The sequence below is a fragment of the uncultured Sphingomonas sp. genome (assembly GCF_964244265.1).
GTDB lineage: Bacteria > Pseudomonadota > Alphaproteobacteria > Sphingomonadales > Sphingomonadaceae > Sphingomonas.
Map to the genome: position 1 here is coordinate 1 of NZ_CAXTHV010000022.1, position 18,344 is coordinate 18,344.

15 protein-coding genes and 1 pseudogene are annotated in these 18,344 nt (G+C 68.3%); 10 read left to right on the forward strand and 6 right to left on the reverse strand.

All coding sequences use genetic code 11. The features are described 5' to 3' along the window. The 5 genes and pseudogenes from ACFE7K_RS10250 to ACFE7K_RS10270 form a co-directional block, all read left to right on the forward strand. Positions 1 to 420: pseudogene (locus tag ACFE7K_RS10250) on the forward strand (hypothetical protein); the annotation flags it as partial. A 208-nt stretch (positions 421 to 628) separates the two neighbouring features. After that, complete coding sequence (locus tag ACFE7K_RS10255) at positions 629 to 1,414, forward strand: alpha/beta fold hydrolase (protein ID WP_375398093.1); 786 nt, start codon at positions 629 to 631, stop codon at positions 1,412 to 1,414. Next, on the forward strand, positions 1,407 to 1,868 hold the full coding sequence (locus ACFE7K_RS10260; protein WP_375398094.1) for a hypothetical protein: 462 nt from the start codon (positions 1,407 to 1,409) through the stop codon (positions 1,866 to 1,868). Before ACFE7K_RS10255 ends, ACFE7K_RS10260 begins: the two co-directional genes overlap by 8 nt. Before the next feature lie 48 nt (positions 1,869 to 1,916). Continuing rightward, positions 1,917 to 3,503: a carboxylesterase/lipase family protein gene (locus ACFE7K_RS10265; protein WP_375398095.1), complete on the forward strand. Its 1,587-nt coding sequence runs from the start codon at positions 1,917 to 1,919 to the stop codon at positions 3,501 to 3,503. A gap of 176 nt (positions 3,504 to 3,679) precedes the next feature. Beyond that, on the forward strand, positions 3,680 to 4,666 hold the full coding sequence (locus ACFE7K_RS10270; RefSeq protein ID WP_375398096.1) for a GGDEF domain-containing protein: 987 nt from the start codon (positions 3,680 to 3,682) through the stop codon (positions 4,664 to 4,666). Positions 4,667 to 4,712: 46 nt separating this feature from the next. Here ACFE7K_RS10270 and ACFE7K_RS10275 read toward each other — a convergent pair whose 3' ends face one another. Next, complete coding sequence (locus ACFE7K_RS10275; RefSeq protein ID WP_375398097.1) at positions 4,713 to 5,747, reverse strand: uroporphyrinogen decarboxylase family protein; 1,035 nt, start codon at positions 5,745 to 5,747, stop codon at positions 4,713 to 4,715. Positions 5,748 to 5,930: 183 nt separating this feature from the next. Here ACFE7K_RS10275 and ACFE7K_RS10280 point away from each other — a divergent pair, with 183 nt between their 5' ends. Both ACFE7K_RS10280 and ACFE7K_RS10285 read left to right on the forward strand, forming a co-directional pair. Then, a complete protein-coding gene (locus tag ACFE7K_RS10280; RefSeq protein WP_375398098.1) occupies positions 5,931 to 7,658 on the forward strand; it encodes an AMP-binding protein in 1,728 nt (575 codons plus the stop codon). Next, on the forward strand, positions 7,655 to 8,890 hold the full coding sequence (locus tag ACFE7K_RS10285; RefSeq protein ID WP_375398099.1) for a hypothetical protein: 1,236 nt from the start codon (positions 7,655 to 7,657) through the stop codon (positions 8,888 to 8,890). The genes ACFE7K_RS10280 and ACFE7K_RS10285 overlap by 4 nt, the downstream gene beginning before the upstream one ends. 98 nt (positions 8,891 to 8,988) lie before the next feature. Here ACFE7K_RS10285 and ACFE7K_RS10290 read toward each other — a convergent pair whose 3' ends face one another. Both ACFE7K_RS10290 and ACFE7K_RS10295 read right to left on the reverse strand, forming a co-directional pair. Further along, entirely contained in the window at positions 8,989 to 9,597 is a 609-nt protein-coding gene (locus tag ACFE7K_RS10290; RefSeq protein ID WP_375398100.1) for an NAD(P)-dependent oxidoreductase, read from the reverse strand. 125 nt (positions 9,598 to 9,722) lie between these two features. Further along, the gene (locus ACFE7K_RS10295) at positions 9,723 to 10,448 is read right to left on the reverse strand and encodes an SDR family oxidoreductase (protein ID WP_375398101.1); all 726 of its coding nucleotides are present in this window, start codon (positions 10,446 to 10,448) and stop codon (positions 9,723 to 9,725) included. Positions 10,449 to 10,597: 149 nt separating this feature from the next. On the opposite strand from ACFE7K_RS10295, the gene ACFE7K_RS10300 reads away from it, so the two are divergent. Continuing rightward, positions 10,598 to 11,332, forward strand: a complete 735-nt coding sequence (locus ACFE7K_RS10300) for a TetR/AcrR family transcriptional regulator (protein ID WP_375398102.1) — start codon at positions 10,598 to 10,600, stop codon at positions 11,330 to 11,332. Between the two features lies 1 nt (position 11,333). Here the strand turns inward: ACFE7K_RS10300 and ACFE7K_RS10305 are convergent, their stop codons facing one another. Continuing rightward, positions 11,334 to 11,603: a hypothetical protein gene (locus tag ACFE7K_RS10305; RefSeq protein ID WP_375398103.1), complete on the reverse strand. Its 270-nt coding sequence runs from the start codon at positions 11,601 to 11,603 to the stop codon at positions 11,334 to 11,336. Next, complete coding sequence (locus tag ACFE7K_RS10310) at positions 11,600 to 12,211, reverse strand: VOC family protein (RefSeq protein ID WP_375398104.1); 612 nt, start codon at positions 12,209 to 12,211, stop codon at positions 11,600 to 11,602. The genes ACFE7K_RS10305 and ACFE7K_RS10310 overlap by 4 nt, the downstream gene beginning before the upstream one ends. Before the next feature lie 104 nt (positions 12,212 to 12,315). Between ACFE7K_RS10310 and ACFE7K_RS10315 the strand changes: the two genes are divergently transcribed. Together ACFE7K_RS10315 and ACFE7K_RS10320 are read left to right on the forward strand one after the other, a co-directional pair. Further along, positions 12,316 to 13,455 (forward strand): FAD-dependent monooxygenase, encoded by a 1,140-nt coding sequence (locus ACFE7K_RS10315; protein ID WP_375398105.1) that lies wholly within the window; start codon positions 12,316 to 12,318, stop codon positions 13,453 to 13,455. A gap of 69 nt (positions 13,456 to 13,524) precedes the next feature. Continuing rightward, the gene (locus ACFE7K_RS10320; RefSeq protein ID WP_375398106.1) at positions 13,525 to 15,792 is read left to right on the forward strand and encodes a TonB-dependent receptor; all 2,268 of its coding nucleotides are present in this window, start codon (positions 13,525 to 13,527) and stop codon (positions 15,790 to 15,792) included. 78 nt (positions 15,793 to 15,870) lie between these two features. On the opposite strand, the gene ACFE7K_RS10325 is transcribed toward ACFE7K_RS10320, so the two are convergent. Further along, on the reverse strand, positions 15,871 to 18,336 hold the full coding sequence (locus ACFE7K_RS10325) for a TonB-dependent receptor (protein WP_375398107.1): 2,466 nt from the start codon (positions 18,334 to 18,336) through the stop codon (positions 15,871 to 15,873). Between the last annotated feature and the right edge of the window lie 8 nt (positions 18,337 to 18,344).

The window sequence follows — 18,344 nt, forward strand, 5'->3', positions numbered from 1 at the left end:
GCGCAGGACATCATCGCCTTCTGCTGCGCGCGCAAGGACAGCGACCATCATGTCGTCGCCTTTGCGAAATCGCCGGGCGTCGGCTTCCATCACGGCAGCTTCATGGTCAACGACCCCGACGAGGTCGGCCGCGGCGGCCGCGCGCTGCTCGCCAAGGCGAAGCTCGGCGACTGGGGGTTCGGGCGGCACACGATCGGGTCCAATTTCTTCCATTATATCCAGGACCCGTGGGGCAGCTGGTTCGAATATTATTCCGACATGGATCACATCGACGATTACGCGCTGTGGACGCCGACCAACTACGAGATGGAAGACAGCCTGGCGAACTGGGGTCCCGACGTCCCGCACGATTTCGTCCACAATTACGAAGTCGACGCCGAGCCTTTCCGGGCGGACCGCAAGGAACCGGTTCCGGCCTGATGCGCCGGGTCCATCCGAGCACCCGGACGCGTTCGGCAGCCATGGCGCGGGTCCACCGTCCAGGCGCGGGGGCGCCGTGATCGGCATCCGGCCTCTGCGCTTCCGGCGGCGTGCGGCGCAGGCGCGGTGCTTGCCGCATGGAATTGCCACTTCAGGAGCGCGCCGGACGGCCCTGTCCGGCGGCCGTATCGTGAGACCGTAGGACGCCATGTCGAGCCCGGACCACATCCACCTCACCCGCTGGGGGCGATCGGGGCCCAGGGTCGTGCTCGTCCACGGCAGCGCGCAAGGAAGCAAGGTCGGGGGCGACCATCATTTCGCCGCGCAGCGCGCGCTTGGCGAAGAGGGCTGGCAGCTCGTCGTGCCCGATCGCCCCGGTCATGGCGCCAGCCCCGCCCCCGGCCGGCCCGACGATGCCGAGGCCGACGGTGCCTGGGTGGCGGACCTGCTCGGCGACGGTGCGCACCTGGTCGGCCATTCCTTCGGCGGCTGCGTCGCGCTCGCCGCCGCCGCCCGCCGCCCGGATGCGGTGCGCTCGCTGACGCTGATCGAGCCGGGCATGCAGAAGCTGGCGATCGACGATCCGCATGTCCGCCGTTTCGTCCTGAAGCTGGTGGCGACGCTCGTCTTTTCGTTTTCGCCGGAGCGCCGCGCGATGCGCTTCGCCAGGCTGATCGGCATCCCCGGCGGCATTCGCGGCGGCTCGACCCGCGAAGAGCGGAAGGCGATGGGACGCGGCATCGCCAGGCTCAAGGTTCCCTCCGCGCAGACGCTCCGCACGGAACTGGAGGTGGTCATGGCGGCGGGCATTCCGTTGCTGGTCGTGACGGGGGGCTGGAGCCAGTCGTTCGACGCGGTCGGCGCGCGCGTGGCGTCGGTCGGCGGCGGTCAGCACCGTATCGTCGCCTCCCCCAATCACTTTCCCAACCTCGTGCCCGCCTTCAACCCCATCCTGACGGCCTTCATGCACGGGGCGGAGCCGCGAGATGGCTGACGCCCCATCGTATGCCGGTGGCGGAGCCGACATCGACCGCCTGTCGATCGACCTGACGGCGTTCAACGACGACGTCCAGGCCGCCGCGCTGGACCTGGAACGTCTGATCGCGCTGGGGACGTCACCCGACGGCGGGGTTCTCGCGAGCGCAAGGCTGCGTTTCTCGCGGGCGCTGCGCGTCCACCTGCAGCACGTCGACGGCGCGGTCCTCCCGGCCCTGCGTCGTGCGGCCGATGCGCGTATGCGGGCTGCGATCGACGAGTATCGGCGCGTATTGCACGATTATCACGAGGCTGCGGCGCACCATGTCGCGCGCTGGCCTTCGGCGGCCGTGACGGCCGACTGGGACGGGTATCGCCATTCGGTCGCCGACATGCTCGCCCGGCTAAGCCGGCGCGTGGCGGTCGAGCAACGCATCGTTCACCCGCTGCTCACGCGCACCGGCGATCGCTGACGACTGCCCCGTGCCTTCCCCCTGTCCTGTTACCCCCAGAGGTCGTTCATGAAACCTTCCGTCCCGCCCCTCACTGCCCTGCTGCTCATGACGGCCACCCCTGCCGCAGCCCAGACGCTCGATGTCGTCACCGGCTCGGGCCCGGTACACGGTGCCGTGGCCGACGGCGGCGTCGTCGCCTTCAAGGGCATTCCCTATGCCTCGCCGCCGGTCGGGCCGTTGCGCTGGCGCCCGCCGCAGCCGGCGGCGCGCTGGACGAGCCCGCGCGATGCGACGCGGTTCGGCACGCCTTGCTTCGCCTCGCCGCTGCCGGGCCCTCCGTCGAGGGTGGTGGAAAGCGAGGACTGCCTGACGCTCAACGTGTGGACGCCGCCAGCGGGGGTGACCGGCAAGCGTCCGGTCATGGTCTGGATCCATGGCGGCGGCTTTGTGTTCGGATCATCGGCACAGCCCGGCTATGACGGGACCGCGCTGGCGAAGCGCGGCGTGGTCCTGGTCAGCATCAACTACCGGCTGGGCGTGCTCGGTTTCCTGGCGCATCCCGCGCTCGACCGCGAGGGACCGGCATCGGGCAATTACGGCCTGCAGGACCAGATCGCGGCATTGCGCTGGGTTCGCGCCAACATCGCGGCGTTTGGCGGCGATCCGGCAAACGTCACCATCTTCGGCGAGTCGGCGGGCGCGCACGCGGTCGGAATGCTGATGGCGTCGCCGCCGGCCAGGGGCCTGTTCGCCAAGGCGATCGCCGAGAGCGGCGCCTTTTGGGACAGCGAGCACGGCTCGATCGCGACGCATGGCGAGGCGCTCGCTCGCGGCACGGCCTTCCAGCAGCGGATGGGCGCGACCGATCTTGCCGCGCTGCGCGCGATGCCGGCCGACCGGCTCAACACCGCGACCGCGTGGGATATCCGGCTCGACCCCGGCACGACCGCGTTCGCGCCGAGCGTCGATGGCTATGTGCTGCACGAGGCGCCGGCCGCGGTATTCACGCGCGGCGCCGCGGCCAGGGTGCCGCTGCTCGCCGGCTGGAACGACAAGGAGGAGGCACCGCTGTTCCTGCCGCGCGCCCTGCCGCACGACACGCCCCGGACCTTCGCGACCGGCCTGGCCAGCCTGTTCGGCACCGACCGGACGGCAGCGGCCGACGCGGTCTATCCCTCGGCCGATCCGGCCACGTCATCGGCCACGCTGATCGGCGATCTGGTCATCTCGCAGCAGACCTGGGAGCTGCTCGCCCTGCAACAGCACGCCCGGCGGACCGGCGTCTACGCCTATCAATTCTCGTTCACCTCGCCTTATTCGCCGGTCGCCAACCATACCGCCGAGGTAAAATACGTGTTCGGCAACCTCGGCTCGCCGATGCTGGGGCGCGGGGTCGGCGAACCCGGTCCGCGGGACCGCGCGACGGGCGAGCTGATGACCGCCTATTGGACCAATTTCGCGACCCGGGGCGATCCCAACGGCCCCGGGCTGCCGACCTGGCCGGCTTATGCCGGCCCGGGATCGCACGTCCTCGCCATCGCGCCGGACGGCGCAAGGGCAGCGACCGAGACGGGAACCGACCGTTTCCGCTTCATCCAGTCCTTTCGCAAGGCGGGCCGGCTACCCGAGCATTGGCGTACCGTCATGCCGTGACCGGCCGGCAAGCCGATCCTCCCTCGCAAGCGCCGGCGCGCCATGCGGTGAAAGGCGCACCTGGGTGTCGGTCCGCCGCGACGCCGCGGTCATCTCCGGCTAATCCGGCGCCGTAGGGCGTTTAGGGATATCTTTACGCAGACGAGCCAAGGGGGAGTGTCTACAAGGCCTGTAACGTGATCCCGCTTATCGGTTCCCTCGCCAAATTGTTTCGCGAGCCGCTGGCGCCCGCCAGTGTGACCGTAGCCGACGAAGCCTTTCGGTCGCTCGCCGAATATAGCTCCGACGTGATCTGCCGCATCGGCCACGACGGCGTGTTTCGCTATGTTTCGCCCTCTGCATCGGTCTTGTTCGGGGTTGAGCCCGAGCAGATGGTCGGGACGTCGGCCATGCTGTACATCCTGCCGGACGACCATCCCGCCGTCGCCGCCGCGATGGCGCGGATCGGATCGGGACAGTTCGATGAAGTCCGGACGGAAGCACGGACCGTTCGCCCCGACGGCCGGGAGGTCTGGGTAGAGGCCAGCGCCAAGCTGATGCCCGGGAGTGATCCAGCCGTGTCGGAAGCGGTGCTCGTCCTGCGGGACATCACGGAGCGCAAGCGCGCCGAAACCCGCTGGGCCTCGCAGGCGCTGGAGGACAGTCTGACCGGCCTTGCCAATCGCCGCGCCCTCGATGAGGCGCTCGATCACGAATGGCGCCGCACCGTCCGCACCGGATCGCAGATGGCGTTGATCCTGTTGGACATCGACCATTTCAAGAAGTTCAACGATCATTATGGCCATCAGGCGGGCGACGGCTGTCTGCACGCGGTCGCGACCGTGGTGAAAGCTGCCGCGCGCGGGCCGACCGATGTAGCCGCTCGCTATGGCGGCGAGGAGTTCGCCTTATTGCTCGGCGACCCCATGGGCGACGCCGTCAAGATTGCCGAGGACATCCGCACGGCCGTCGTGGCGCTGGGGGTTCATCATGCCGGCGTCGGACCGGGCGCGGTGGTGACCGTAAGCATCGGGGTCGCCAACGTTTTCGCCCGGCCAGGCAGCACGATCACCATGCCGGACATGCTCGTCCAGGCAGCTGACAGTGCGCTGTATCGCGCCAAGGACCACGGGCGCAATCGTGTCGAGGCCGCCATCGTGTTCGCCCCTGCGAAAGCCATATAGTCCGTTTCGGGGCATCCGTGTCACCGCGCGGAAGCGGTTTCCGCGATCAGCCCCCTACCTCCGCCCGAACGATCGCCGCGCCGTCGACCATCGCCTTCATCTTGGCGAAGGCGGTGTCGCGCGGCAGGTATTTCAGGCCGCAGTCCGGCGCGACGATGATCCGTTCCGCCGGCACCCGGGTCATCGCGCGCCGGATGCGGTCGGCGACCACCTCGGGCGTCTCCACCGCCGGATCGTTGAGGTCGATCACGCCGACCATGATCCGCTTGTCGCGCAGCGGCTCGAGTTCGGCGGGGTCGAGCCGCGGCTGGGCGGTCTCGACCGAGACCTGACGGACGCTGGAGGCGGCCAGCTCCGGCAGGAAGTCATAGCCCTTGGGCCGGTCGCCATGGATGATCGCGGCATAACCGAAGCAGATGTGCAGCGCGGTCTCGCCAGCGATGCCGTCGAGCGCGCGGTCGACCACCTCGACGCCGAACTCGCGGGCCTGATCGGGCCGCGCCTGCATATAGGGCTCGTCGATCTGCACGATGTCCGCGCCGGCGGCAAACAGGTCACGGATTTCCTCGTTGACCGCGGCGGCATAGTCGAGCGCCATCTCCCGCATGGTCGGGTAGAAGTCGTTTTGCGCCTGTTGGGCCATCGTGAAGGCGCCGGGGACGGTGATCTTGATGGGCTTGCTCGTATGGCGGCGCAGGAACTCGATGTCGCGCACCTGCACCGGACGCGTCCGGCGGATGCGGCCCACGACGCGCGGCACGGGATTGGGATGCCCGCTGCGGTCGAGCGCGGTGCCATGATTGTCCATGTCGACCCCCTCGAGCGCGGTCGCAAAGCGGTTCGAGTAACTCTCCCGCCGCATCTCGCCGTCTGTGATGATGTCGAGCCCCGCGCGCTCCTGCTCGTGGATCGCCATCAGCGTGGCGTCGTCCTGCGCCTCCTCCAGCCGCTCCGGCGGCACGCGCCAGAGTTCCTGCGCGCGGACCCGAGGGGGAAATCGATCGGCCAGCCGCGCGCGATCGATCAGCCATTCCGGCATCGCGTACGATCCGACCAGCGTGGTAGGCAGGAGCTGGTTCACCGTCGTTTCCCTTCGACACATCCGTCGAAGTGTCGCTATCCCCGTCGACGGGAGATGACAAGCCGCGTGGAAAGAGGGCAGCGCGACCGCCCCGCGCTTGACGCTGTCGACATTTGCGTGGAAAACCCGACGCGATCGTGGACAGGGTTGCGGGACGGCGATCCACGGATCGGACGGGTGAGGATGATGCAAGGTCAGTCGGCAGCCAGCGGTACAACGACCGGCGCAGCGAGCGGTGCTGCCGCCGTCCCTCGCTATGCCCTGGACGGCGTCCGCTACCGGCCGGCGGCCGAGGCGCTGACGCAGATCGCGGAGGGCAATTGGCTCGACCTCAGTATCGGCGACACGCTGCGCCACGCCGCCGCCGAGCGGCCCGACGCCGCCGCGGTGATCGACCGCGACGGCGCCACCACCTATGCGCAGCTGGACGCAGACAGCGAGTCGGTCGCGGCGGCGCTGCTTGATCTGGGGCTGCGGCCGGGCTACCGGGTGCTGTTCCAGCTCGGTACCACGCGAGACTATTTCACTGCCTTTTACGCGTGCATGAAGGCCGGCGTTGTACCGGTCTGCACGCTGCCGCAATATCGCACGGTCGAGATGGAGCATTTCGCGGCGAAGACCGCCGCCAGGGCCATCTTCGTCCAGGCGGACTGCAATCCCAGCTTCGACCAGGTCGGCTTCGCGCAGGCACTGGCCGCGACCTGCGCCACGCTCGACCATGTCGTCGTTGTCCGGGGCGAGCGCGAGGGCTGCGTTTCACTGGCGGCGGCGGCGCGGGCCTATCCGCTGGCGCAGGCGCGGGCGCGGACCGCGGCGGTGGCGCCCAGCGCGTCCGATGTCGCCGTGTTTCAGCTGTCGGGCGGGTCGACCAGCCTGCCCAAGATCATCCCGCGGATGCACGGCGAATACCTGGGCGCGGTGCGGCACCTGTCGCAGCGCTACGGGCTGACGGACGCGGACGTCACCTTGTGGGGGCTGCCGCTGGTCCACAACGCCGGCACGATGTTCGCGGTGCTGCCGGTGACGCTCGACCGGCGCACGCTGGTGCTGCAGTCGCGGCTCGACGTCCGCGAGATGCTGGAGCTGATCGGCCGCCACCGGGTCACCTTCACCGGCAGCGTCGGTCCGGTCGCGGCGAAGCTGCTGGAGGTAAGCGATCTCCACCGTCACGACATCGGCTCGCTGCGGCAGTTCTTCGCGCTGGCCAGTGCGGAAGCCGTGGAACGCCATGTCGGCCTGCCGGTGGGCCAGATGTTCGGGATGACCGAGGGCATGGTGTTCGCCGCCTCGCCGCAGGACTGCGCCGCGATTCGGCACCGCACGATCGGTTATCCGATCTCGCCGGGCGACGAGGTCCGGCTGCTGGTGCCGGGCGAGGAGACGGAGGTCGCGTTCGGCGAGGTCGGCGAGCTGTGCTTCCGGGGGCCGAGCACGCTGACCGGCTATGTAGGTGACGAGGAGGCGACGGCGGCGAGCTTCACGTCCACCGGTTTCCTGCGCTCGGGCGACCTGATGCGCGCGCACGTCATCGAGGGCGTCACCTGCTATTCGTTCGAGGGGCGGATCAAGGACAACATCAACCGCGGCGGCGAGAAGATCGGCGCCGAGGAGATCGAAACCCTGGCGGCGCGCCATCCCGATATCGCCGACATCCGCGTCGTTGCGATGCCCGACCGGATCTATGGCGAGAAGGTGTGCGCCTATGTCATCCCGCAGGTGGGCAGCGACTGTCCGACGGTGGCATCGCTCGGTGCCTTCCTGCTCGGCCTGGGTATCGCCAAGTACAAGCTGCCCGAGCGTGTGGAGCGGATCGACGCCTTTCCCCTGACGCGCGTCGGCAAGGCCGACAAGGCGGCGTTGCGCGAGCTGGTGGCCGCGGCGATCGCGGCCGAGACGCGGCAGGACGCGTGAGCGAGCGCGAGGCGACCGCCGGCTTTCGCAACGCCGGCTGGACGATGGGCGGTCTGCCCGACGGCGCGGCAGTGACCGTCCACCCGCTGCGCACCGCGGACGGCGTGGCGGTCAACGGCTTCCTCTACACCGCCGGGCGATCGGACGTGGTCGCCTGCATCATGCACCCGCGCGAGTTCCTGGCGACGCATTACCTGGTGCCCGAGCTGCTCGCCGCCGGCTATTCGGTGTTCACCCAGACCTCGCGCGCGGTGGGGTCGGACCTCAGGCTCGAACACGAGATCACGCTGCTCGACGTGGCGGCGGGGCTGTCGTTCCTCAAGGAACGCTTCGGCCGGATCGTGCTGATCGGCAATTCGGGCGGCGCGAGCCTGTACGGCTTCTACAACCAGCAATCCTTGCTCGCACCCCAGGCAAGGATAGAGCGGACGCCGGGCGGCCGCGCCACTGGTCTGCGCGACTCGGAGATGCCGCACGCCGACGGGATCGTGCTGGTGTCGCCGCATCCCGGCCAGGGCGTCGTGCTGATGAACTGCATCGACCCCTCGGTGACCGACGAGCACGACCCGCTCGGCATCGATCCGGACCTCGACTTCCTCGATCCGGTCAACGGCTATGCCCCCGGCGGCGCAAGCTATCCCGCCGCGTTCGTCGAACGGTTCCGCGCCGCCCAGCGCGCGCGGGTCGCGCGGCTCAACGCGACCGCCCGGGCGCTCATCGCCGACCGGCTCTCGGCGCGCGCGCGCGGCAAGCAAAGCGGCGACCGCGCCGACCGTATCCGCGGCGCGCATACCAATGCGATGACGATCTGGCGCACCGACGCCGACCTGCGCTGCTGGGACCTGTCGCTCGACCCGTCCGACCGCGCGGTCGGCTCGATCTGGAGCCGGGACCCTTACGCCACCAATTTTGGCGTGGTCGGCTTCGCGCGCTTCTGCACGCCCGAGGCGTGGCTGTCGACCTGGTCCGGGCTGACCTCGCGCGCTAACCTGTTCGAGACCGCGGCAGCGATCGAGCAGCCGGCACTGCTGATCGAATATAGCGGCGACCAAGTGGTCTTTCCGGCCGATGTCGAGCGGATCTTCGCCGCGATCCCCGCCGCCGACCGCACCCGCCACCGTTTCCGCGGCGACCATCACGGCCAGCCGCTGGCGGCGGGCGAGGAGCCGGGCCGGTCGCTGGCGGGACAGGCGATCCGCGACTGGCTGGAGGAGCGGTTCCGGCGTAGCTAGGTGGGTTCGCACCGTGCCTCGGCAGCCCTCGACAACGCTTCGGCACCTTGAGGGTGCGGCCACTTCGACAATGCCGGCAAGCGATCGTCGCCGGTGGCTCAATAAGCGGCGGTAAAGCGCGCGCGGCTGTGGCGCTGCTGTTCCAGCTCGTCGGCCATGGCGATGGCATAATCGGCGAAACTGATCCGGCTGTCGCCCGCATCGTCGGTCACCAGCTCGTCGCCGCCCGACCGGTAACGGCCGGTCCGCGGGCCTTCGAAGATGACCGCGGCAGGTGAAAAGAACGTCCAGTCGATTGCCTTTTCCTCGCGCAGAGCCGCAAGGAAGGCGATCCCGCCCATCGCGAAGCTCTTCCAGTCCTCGGGAAAGTCCGGCGTGTCGATCAGGCGCTCGCCCGAAGCGACCTTGAGACTCGCCGCGCCGCCGGTCACGAGCAGCCGAGCGACCCCGGCCTGCCGCAGCGCCGACAGCAGGGTCTCGGCGGTCACGTCGAAATGAAGCGCGCTGACCACCGCATCGCTGCCGCGGATCAGGCCGGCCAGCACCGCGGGATCGGATGCGTCGCCTGCGACCGCGGTAACCCCGGGGGCCGCGGGAATCGCCTCGGGCTTGCGCGCGATGGCCAGCACCTCATGGCCGCGACGGGCCAGCTCGCTGGTGATCTCGGAACCCGCGCGACCGCTCGCACCCAGAATCGCAACCTTCATGTTCGTCTCCTGCAGGCCGCCGATGGCTTCCTAAGTGGCAATGAATGCGCATCATGCAAGACGGCCGCTCGCTACCGCCCCGCGACCCGACGCGCCCGACCGCTGCGCTGCTCCGCCGGACGACGTCACGGCTGGGCGGTGGACCGCACGACGATCTCGCCGACGTTCACGCCCGCGGGCTGATCGATCGCATAGCCGATCGCCTGCGCGATCGCTTCGGGCGACATCGCAAACTTGGCGCCGGCCTGTTCGAGCTGCGCGCGGAGCGCTTCGTCCTTCACGTGCGCGACGAAGTCGGTGTCGGTGAACCCCGGCAAGATGACGGTGACGCGGATCGCGCCCGCCAGCTCCTGGCGAAGCCCGTCGGATAGCGCGACGACCGCCGCCTTGGTGCAGGAATAGACCGACTGTCCCGGCACCGTCTTGCGCGCCGCGGTCGAGGCGATCGTGATGAAATGCCCTGTCCCCTGCGCGCGGAAGACGGGGAGGGCGGCGGCGATGCCGTAGAGCACGCCCTTGATGTTGACGTCGACCATCCGCTCCCAATCGTCGACCGCGAGGTCGTCGATCGGTCCGATCGGCATCGCGCCGGCATTGCTGACCAACACGTCGAGCCGCCCGAACCGCTCCCCCGCCAACGCCACCAGCCTCGCCAGGTCGGCGCGCCGGGTCACGTCGATCACCGCCTGCGCCGCCTCGCCGCCGGCGGCGACGATGCGCTCCGTCACCGCCGCGAGCCGGTCCGCGCCGCGCGCGCCCAGCACGACCTGGTCGCCGCGCGCCGCCAGATAGCGAGCGGTCGCCGCGCCCATGCCGCTGCTCGCGCCCGTGATCGCTATTACCTTGCCCACGGGATCGTCCTTTTTCTGAAGCTGCTTGTAGATCCGCGACCCTGCCGGTGCTTGGGGTCCCTTGCGCCGGGGTCGCGCCGGGCCGTATTGCGCGATCGGTATAGCGGGTGATGGATGACATGGTTGCATCGGGGGTGCGAAAGGCGAGGATGCCGGCTTCGGCCGCGCCGTCCCCCGCCGGAAGGCCGGGAGCGGCCGAACCGTCCTCTACCACGCGCCGCGAACTGCTGGCCGGCGATGTGCTCGACAAGGCGGCCGGCCTGTTTGCCGCGCGCGGCTTCGCGGCGACGAGCCTGAAGGACGTGGCGGACGCGGTCGGGCTCAGCCGCTCGTCGATCTATCATTACTATCCCAACAAGGAGGCGTTGCTGGCCGAGCTGATCCGCGGCGTGACGCTGCCGATCGCGACCATGCTGCGCGAGGTGCGGGAGCGGGAATTGCCGCCCACGGCGGCGATCCGCGAGGTGGTCCGACGCCTGGTGCTGTGGGTTGCCGACCCCCACACGCATTTCCGCCTGATGGATCGCAGCGAGGCCGAGCTGCCGCCCGCGATCGCCAGGGTCCATGTCGCCGCAAAGCGCCAGATCCTGAACGAGCTGATCGCACTGGTCGACGCGGCGATCCTGGCGGGCGAGGCCCGTGCGGTCGATAGCCGGGTCACGGCGCTTTCGATCATCGGCATGGCGATGTGGACCGCCTGGTGGTTCCAGCCGGATCACGGTGCGACGCTGGCGGCGGTGGCGGACATGATCGCGGACAACGCCTGCGCGCTGCTGCACCGCACGACGCCAGACAAGAATGCAGCGACGATCGCCAGCCTGGCGGCCGAGATCCGGGGGAACCTGACCCTGATCGAGGCCATGTCCGGCGAGCCTGCGGGGTAGATCAGTCCGGCAGCACGGGCTCGTTGGTCGGCGCGAGCCGGATGCGGGTGGCATCGAACCGCACAATCTTGCCGTCGAGCCCGCCCGTGAGGCACCCGAACCACACCGCCGCGCCGAGCCCGGTCGCCGCGCGCGCAAGCTCGATCTCGCCATCGAACTCGACATAGATATAGCCGGCGCGCGCCGCATGGACCCGGCATCGATCGAGCGTGCCAGCCGCGGCGACGACGGGCGCGAACTCGGGCACGTCGAGGACGTAGAAGCCGCTCATGCGGCGGGCGCGGCCTCGCGCTGGTGCTCGGCGACATACCGCGCCTTGACGCGCCACAGTTGCTCGATCGTCGTCCATTCGCCGGCATCGGCCAAGTCCAGCGCTGCGGCGATCGTGATCTCCGCGTCGATGCCGTCGATCCGCTCCACCGCGCGCAGCGGACGCGTGATCTCCAGCGGATAGAAATTGGGATCGCGGAAATAGACCGATTCCAGGATCTCGTGCTTGATCGACTGGCTGACCTTCACACCGGCCGCCTCAAGCTTCGCCTGCCAGGCGAGCAGTTCCTCCTCCGTCTCGACCCGCCAGGCGGTGTGGTTCGCCATCGCCATGTAGCCGCGCGGGATCTGGAATGCGGGCGGCTGGGCCGTACCGATATAATAGAAGAAGGCGATCGTGCTGCCGTTTCCCGCATCGAAGAAGAAATGTATGAAGTCGGCGTGTTCCTCCTTCTCGCGCCCCCAGCCCTTGGCGGTGATGGCATGGACCAGCGGCAGGCCGAGCTTGTCGCGATAGAACTCCACCGTCTCGCGCAGCTTCCACGTCGGGCGGGCGGTGTGATCGACGCCGTTCAGCGTCAACATTTGCGTCGTCACAGCGTCTGACATCGTGTGCATCCCTGCCCGGCCGTCTAAATCCGGGCTTGCCAAACTTCCACGCCACCGTCAATATATCGACTGACGCGACGAATGCGTGACATGAGGGGTGATCGATGGCGCGCATCGCGGTGGTTGGGGGCGGGCCCGCGGGGCTGCTGTTCGCCAAGCTCGCCCGGCAGGCCGACCCGGCGCACCGGATCGACGTGTTCGAACAGAACCCGCCGGATGCCACCTATGGCTTCGGCGTCGTCCTCGCCGATGTCGCGCTCGACATCCTCGCCGCGGTCGATCCCGGGCTGAAGGCTGCAATCAGCGCCATCGCCGAGTTCCAGGACCGCATCACGATTGTCCACAAGGGCGAAGCGATCGCGGTGAAAGGCAACGGCTTCATGGGGATCAGCCGTGTCCGCCTGTTGCAGGCGATGCAGAAGAACGCGCTCGACGCGGGCGTCGCGATTCACTTCGAACGGCGGGTCGGCGATCCGGCGACGCTCGACGGTTATGACCTGATCGTCGGCGCCGACGGGGTCAACAGCGCGATCCGCACCACGCTCAACGACCATTTCCAGGCGACCAAGCAAGCGCGGCGCAACAAATGGGTCTGGTACGCCACGCCCAAGCGGCTCGATTCGGTCGGGCTCATCTTCCAGTCGACGCCGCACGGCACCTTTATAGCGCACAGCTATCGTTTCTCGCCCGAACTCGGCACCTTCGTGATCGAGTGCAGCCCCGAGACATGGGCTTCGGCGGGGCTGGACACGGCCAGCGAAGAAGAGAGCAGGGCGTTCTGCGCGCGGGTGTTCGAGCCGTTCCTGGCGGGCGCGCCGCTGGTCGGCAACCGGTCGGGCTGGTTCAACCCGGAGTTCGTCACGAGCCGCCACTGGCACCATGGCAACGTCGTGTTGATCGGCGATGCGCTAAAGACGGTGCACCCCTCGATCGGCTCGGGCACGCGGGTCGGGATGCAGGATGCGATCGCGTTGGCCGAGGCGCTGGCGGCGTGCGGCGGCAACATCCTCGAGACGCTGGCGACCTTCGAACAGAACCGGCGCCGCGGCGCCGACGAGTTCCAGGACGCGGCGATGAAAAGCATCCTGTGGTACGAGACGGTAGACGAGCGGATGCACCTCGATCCGCCGGCCTTCGCCTATAATTACATGAAGCGCACCGGCCGTGTCAGCGACGCCCGGTTGCGACGGCTGGACCCGGATTTCGCGGCGCTGGCCGAGCGGCACGAGTTGCTTGCCATCTGAACGACCGACACCATCCATCACCAGGCCAACAGGCCGGCGGTGGCATTAGCATAAAAAAGGGGAGGACACATGAACACGACTACATCCTTGACCGCCGTCGCCACGGCGCTGATGATTGCCGGCACGGCGGCGGCTGCGCAGACTGCGCCCGGCACGGGGCAGACGCCGGCGGTGCCCGTGGACGCGGCACCAGCGGCCGGCGTATCGCCCGATCCATCGTCCCCCGCCGGCCAGACGACGACGCCGAGTGGCGGGCTTGGCGATATCGTCGTCATGGCGCAGCGCCGGTCGGAAAACCTGCAAAGGGTGCCGATCGTCATCACCGCAATCAGCGGCCCGCAACTCGCGACCGCCGGCGTCACCAGTCTGGCGACTCTCAACACCGTCGCGCCAGGGTATAATTCTCGAAACGTGTCGGGCGCATTCCAGCCCTATCTGCGCGGCATCGGCACATCGAGCAACGTCGTCGAGAACCCCGTCGCGCTGTACATCGACGGCGTCTACATCCCGCAGCAACGCGAGGGCATCCGCGAGCTGCCGGATATCGAACAGGTTGCGGTGCTCAAGGGACCGCAGGGTACCTTGTTCGGCCGCAACGCGACCGGCGGCGTTATCCAGATCACAACGCGCGCGCCGTCGCGGACGCCGCAGGCGGAGGTGCATGCGGGGATCGACAATTATGCCACGCTCCGCACCGGCGCGTTTCTGTCCGGTCCGCTCGGCGACGGCGTGGCGGCGAGCGTTTCGGTCGATTACGCCCATCAGGGCAACGGCTACGGCACGAACCTTGTCACCGGCAACGACACCTTCCAGCTTCAGCATTCGCTGTCGCTGCGCGGCAAGCTGCGATGGGAAGCCGGCCCGGGCACCGACGTGACGATCATCGGCGACTATATGGACCGCCGCGAGCGCGCCTTCACCTTCGTGCCCTACGACGGCACGACGCTGGTGCGGCCGATCGGGGCCTTGGGCAGCAAGTTCGACACCTACTCGCCGATCGATCCCTACACCGCCTTCAAGGGCGGCGGCGCGAGCCTGGAGATCGATCACGATTTCAACTTCGCCAGGCTCGTCTCGATCACCTCGTACCGTCGCGGATCGAGCGCCTATCTGTTCGACGACGCACCGGTCGGCGTACCGGTCTTCTACGTCCGCGTCGATCCGGGCAACCAGCCCAACCGCGACTTTACCCAGGAACTCCAGCTAGTCTCGCGCAACAGCGACCGCTTCACCTGGACCGCCGGCGTCTTCTATTACGACAACCGTCTGGCGAACCAAGTTCAGCGGAACTTCTACCCGCCCTTCTACCGTGCGGCGGTGGGGCCGCCAACGGTGAACCAGCGGACCGATACGTTCGGCCGCGAGACGACCGAATCGGTGGCACCATTCGGGCAGCTCGGCATCGGCCTGTTCGAGGGTACGAAGCTGACGCTGGGCGCGCGCTGGACCTATGAGAAGCGGGAGCTGTCGGGCGGCCTGATCCGGATGACCCGGTTCAACGGCACGGTCGTCGACGTCCCCTTCGCCCCGCCCGCGCTGACGATCCGCAAGCCGACCTGGCGCATTGCGCTCGATCATCAGTTCGGCCCCGACGTGCTCGGCTACGTCTCCTACAATCGCGGCATCAAGAGCGGCGGGTTCAATATCCTCAATCCGTCCAATCCGGCCTATCTGCCAGAGCGGCTCGACGCCTATGAAGTCGGGCTGAAGACCGAGCTCCTCGATCATCGCCTGCGCTTCAACGTCGGCGGCTTCTATTACAATTACAGCAATCTCCAGATCACGCAGTTCGTCGGGGTGACGCAGAGCATCGTCAACGGCGCCAAGGCCGAGCTCTACGGGCTGGACGTCGATTTCAACGCGCGCCTGACGCCCGAGCTCAGCCTGTCGGGCGGGCTGGAGGCGCTCCACGCCAACTTCACCGACTACCGCAACGCGGTCGGCAGCACCCCCCGGGTCGATGGCGGCGCGACGCTAATCGCGATCGACGCCTCCGGACGCCGCATCCCGCAGGCGCAGGAGTTCGTCGCTTCGCTGTCGGGCGATTACGAACGCGCGTTTGATGCCGGCTCGCTGCACGTCAATGTCACCGGATCGTACAATGGCGACTATTTCATCGAGGCGGACAATTTCCTGCGCCAGCCGGCCTATGGCCTGCTTAGCAGTTCGCTCGCCTGGACGACGGCGGACAAGCGCTACACCTTCTCGATCTGGGGGCGTAACCTGCTCGACGAGCGGATCATCTTCAATGCGTCGAGCCAGGCGATCGGCTATCCGACGTCTTACGGTCAGGCGCCGCGTACGTATGGATTGACGGCGCGGGTAAACTTCCGCTGATCGGCGACGGGCGCGACGACCGGCCGGCGCGTGGCATCACGCTCCATGCGCCGGTCGTCGCCGGTCCGTCGGCCCCGGTCAGTAGCTGAACGAGACCCGCGCGCCGTAGGTGCGCGGATTGGCGGTTCCGAGCTCGAACAGGCCCCCGAAGTTGCCGCCGCCGGTCAGATAGCGGTTGTTCTCGACACTCCGCACGAACGCGGCGATCGAATAGCGGCCGCTTTCCGGCGAGAAGATCAACTGCGCGTTGGTCTGCCAGGTGCGTCGCTGATATTCCGGCGCGACATAATCGAAGGCGATATAGCGGCCCGAACGATATTGCGTGTCCACCAGCGCCTGGAGACGATAATCCCCCAGGTGGAATGTCTGCTGCACGCCGAGATCGACGGTCCAGCGTGGCGAGTTGAACGCCGGCTTGCCCGAGCAATCGACGTTGTCGAGCGTCGCGCTGGCGGCCGTCAGGGTGCAGCCGGTCAGGGGCGGCACGCCCCCGGTGACCGGCACCTGGAACAGGAACGACTGGTATGTGGCGTCGAGATACTGGACGTTACCGGTCAGCACCGTGTCCTGCGTCGCGAGCACGCGGCCCGAAATCTCGAACCCCTTATTGATCGACCGGCCGACATTCTGGGTGAAATTGCCCGTCTGCCCGGCGCGGTCGACGCCCAGGTGCGAGATCTGCTGGTCGCGATACTTCCAGTAGAAGAGTTCGAGGTTGAGCTCGACCCGGTTGTCGAAGAAACGGTTCTTCAGCCCGGCGGTGTAGGCGGTGATATATTCCGGCTGATAGGTTTCGTAGCCGTTCGACAGCGAGAAGCCGCCGGCGCGGAACCCGGTCTCCACGCTGGCATAGGCCAGCGAACGCGGGGCGACGTCGACCTCGACCGCCCCGCGCCACGTCACCCGCTTGTTCGACAGCGGCGCGTTGACGCTGACGTCGCCACGCGACACGATCGCGCCGGTCCCGATGATCGGCGCGACGCCGCCGTTGGTGGTCGGCACCGGCAGCGGCTGGCCCTGCGGCGTCAGGGAGAACGGGAACAGCGGCGCCGTGGGACAGGTGGGGACGCCGGCGACGCGCAGTGTGCACACGACGGTCAGACGCTCGGAAAACCCGTCGAAGCGCTTCTCGCTGTCGGTATAGCGGAGGCCGCCCACCAGGCGAAACGCCTCGGTCAGGTGCGCCGTCAGGCGGCCCGACGCGGCGTAATTGTCCGTCTTGCTGCGATAGTCCTGAAACGCGGTCAGGAACTGCTGGTCGACGGTGAAATGGCCGTTGTCGATCTCGTGGAAGTAAATCGCGCCCAAGGTATATTCGAACATCCCGAGCCGCGTCCCGGCGAAGCGTGCTTCCACGCTGGTCTGGCTGTCGCGCTCCGGCGTCGGTCCCGTCACGAAGGCGGGGGCGGCGGTGACGTTGCTGATGTAATTGTGGCGAAAGGCAGGGATGATCGTGAGCTTGCCCACGCCGGTGGTGACGTTGATCTCGCCGTTGAAGCCGTAGAGGTCGCTGTCCTGATAGGGGCGGCGGGGCAGCGGGCCGAAGTTGCGGCCCGACGGTCCGGCGACCTGCGTCTGCAGCAGCGCCTGGGCGCGCGGATCGTACAGCCCGACGTCCGCGCCGAGCCCGGTGGGACCGAACACATACTGGCCCGTGACGCGGTTATAGGCCGATGTCGCGAGGAACGACGTGCCCGCGCCGACCCCGCCGATATGGGCATAGTCGGCCGATACCCGGACGTTCACCGCGGGGCTGACCTCGACGAGCAACTGCCCACGGATGGCGCGGCTTTTCTGGTCGCTGGTACCGTCCGAGAGATAGCCGTCATGGCCCAGCACGTTACCGGACACGCGCACGGCGGCGTTCTCGCCGACCGACAGGTTGATGCCCCCCTCGACATTGTAGGTGTTGTAGTTCCCGTAGCTCGCGACGACATAGCCGCCCAGGTGATTGAGCTCGGGTTTCACGGGGATCACGTTGATGGCGCCGCCGGTGGCGTTGATGCCGTAGAGGGTGCCCTGCGGGCCCTTGAGGACCTCGACGCGTTCCAGGTCGAACAGCGGACCGACGGTCGCGGCGGGCCGCCCGATGTACACGGAGTCGAGGTTGAACGCGACGGCCGGGTCGGCATAGGGCGTGACGGTGAAGTTGCCGACGCCGCGCAGGAAGTAGTTGGTCCCGACGACGGTCAACCCCGGCACCACGAAGCCGAGCGCACTGGTGTCGGTGATGCCGTTGGCCACCAGGCTGCTGCCGGATGCCACGTCGACCGCCACGGCTGCCCGCTGCAGGTTTTCGGACCGGCGCTGCGCCGTGACGATGACGTCGCCCAGCCCGGTCGTCGCAGCATCGGTCCCGGACTGTGGGGCCGCCGCGGACCGGGAGGGGGCGGCCGTCGTGGCCGAGCCGGTCTGGGTCACGTCCGACGGCGCCGGCGTCGCGCCCGACTGGCCCCCCGCGGCCGAGGTCTGCGCGCTCGCCGCGCCGGACGCGGCGACGAGCAGGATGGGGGCGGCGCTCGCCAGCAGAAGCCTTCGTGACATCGTCAACT

Excerpts from the sequence above, each read along its gene's own strand:
- ACFE7K_RS10300 (WP_375398102.1), top strand. The coding sequence starts at position 10,598 with ATGCCGGCTTCGGCCGCGCCGTCCCCCGCCGGAAGGCCGGGAGCGGCC.
- ACFE7K_RS10305 (WP_375398103.1), bottom strand. The coding sequence starts at position 11,603 with ATGAGCGGCTTCTACGTCCTCGACGTGCCCGAGTTCGCGCCCGTCGTC.
- ACFE7K_RS10315 (WP_375398105.1), top strand. The coding sequence starts at position 12,316 with ATGGCGCGCATCGCGGTGGTTGGGGGCGGGCCCGCGGGGCTGCTGTTC.
- ACFE7K_RS10320 (WP_375398106.1), top strand. The coding sequence starts at position 13,525 with ATGAACACGACTACATCCTTGACCGCCGTCGCCACGGCGCTGATGATT.
- ACFE7K_RS10265 (WP_375398095.1), top strand. The coding sequence starts at position 1,917 with ATGAAACCTTCCGTCCCGCCCCTCACTGCCCTGCTGCTCATGACGGCC.
- ACFE7K_RS10255 (WP_375398093.1), top strand. The coding sequence starts at position 629 with ATGTCGAGCCCGGACCACATCCACCTCACCCGCTGGGGGCGATCGGGG.
- ACFE7K_RS10280 (WP_375398098.1), top strand. The coding sequence starts at position 5,931 with ATGATGCAAGGTCAGTCGGCAGCCAGCGGTACAACGACCGGCGCAGCG.
- ACFE7K_RS10290 (WP_375398100.1), bottom strand. The coding sequence starts at position 9,597 with ATGAAGGTTGCGATTCTGGGTGCGAGCGGTCGCGCGGGTTCCGAGATC.
- ACFE7K_RS10325 (WP_375398107.1), bottom strand. The coding sequence starts at position 18,336 with ATGTCACGAAGGCTTCTGCTGGCGAGCGCCGCCCCCATCCTGCTCGTC.
- ACFE7K_RS10260 (WP_375398094.1), top strand. The coding sequence starts at position 1,407 with ATGGCTGACGCCCCATCGTATGCCGGTGGCGGAGCCGACATCGACCGC.
- ACFE7K_RS10310 (WP_375398104.1), bottom strand. The coding sequence starts at position 12,211 with ATGTCAGACGCTGTGACGACGCAAATGTTGACGCTGAACGGCGTCGAT.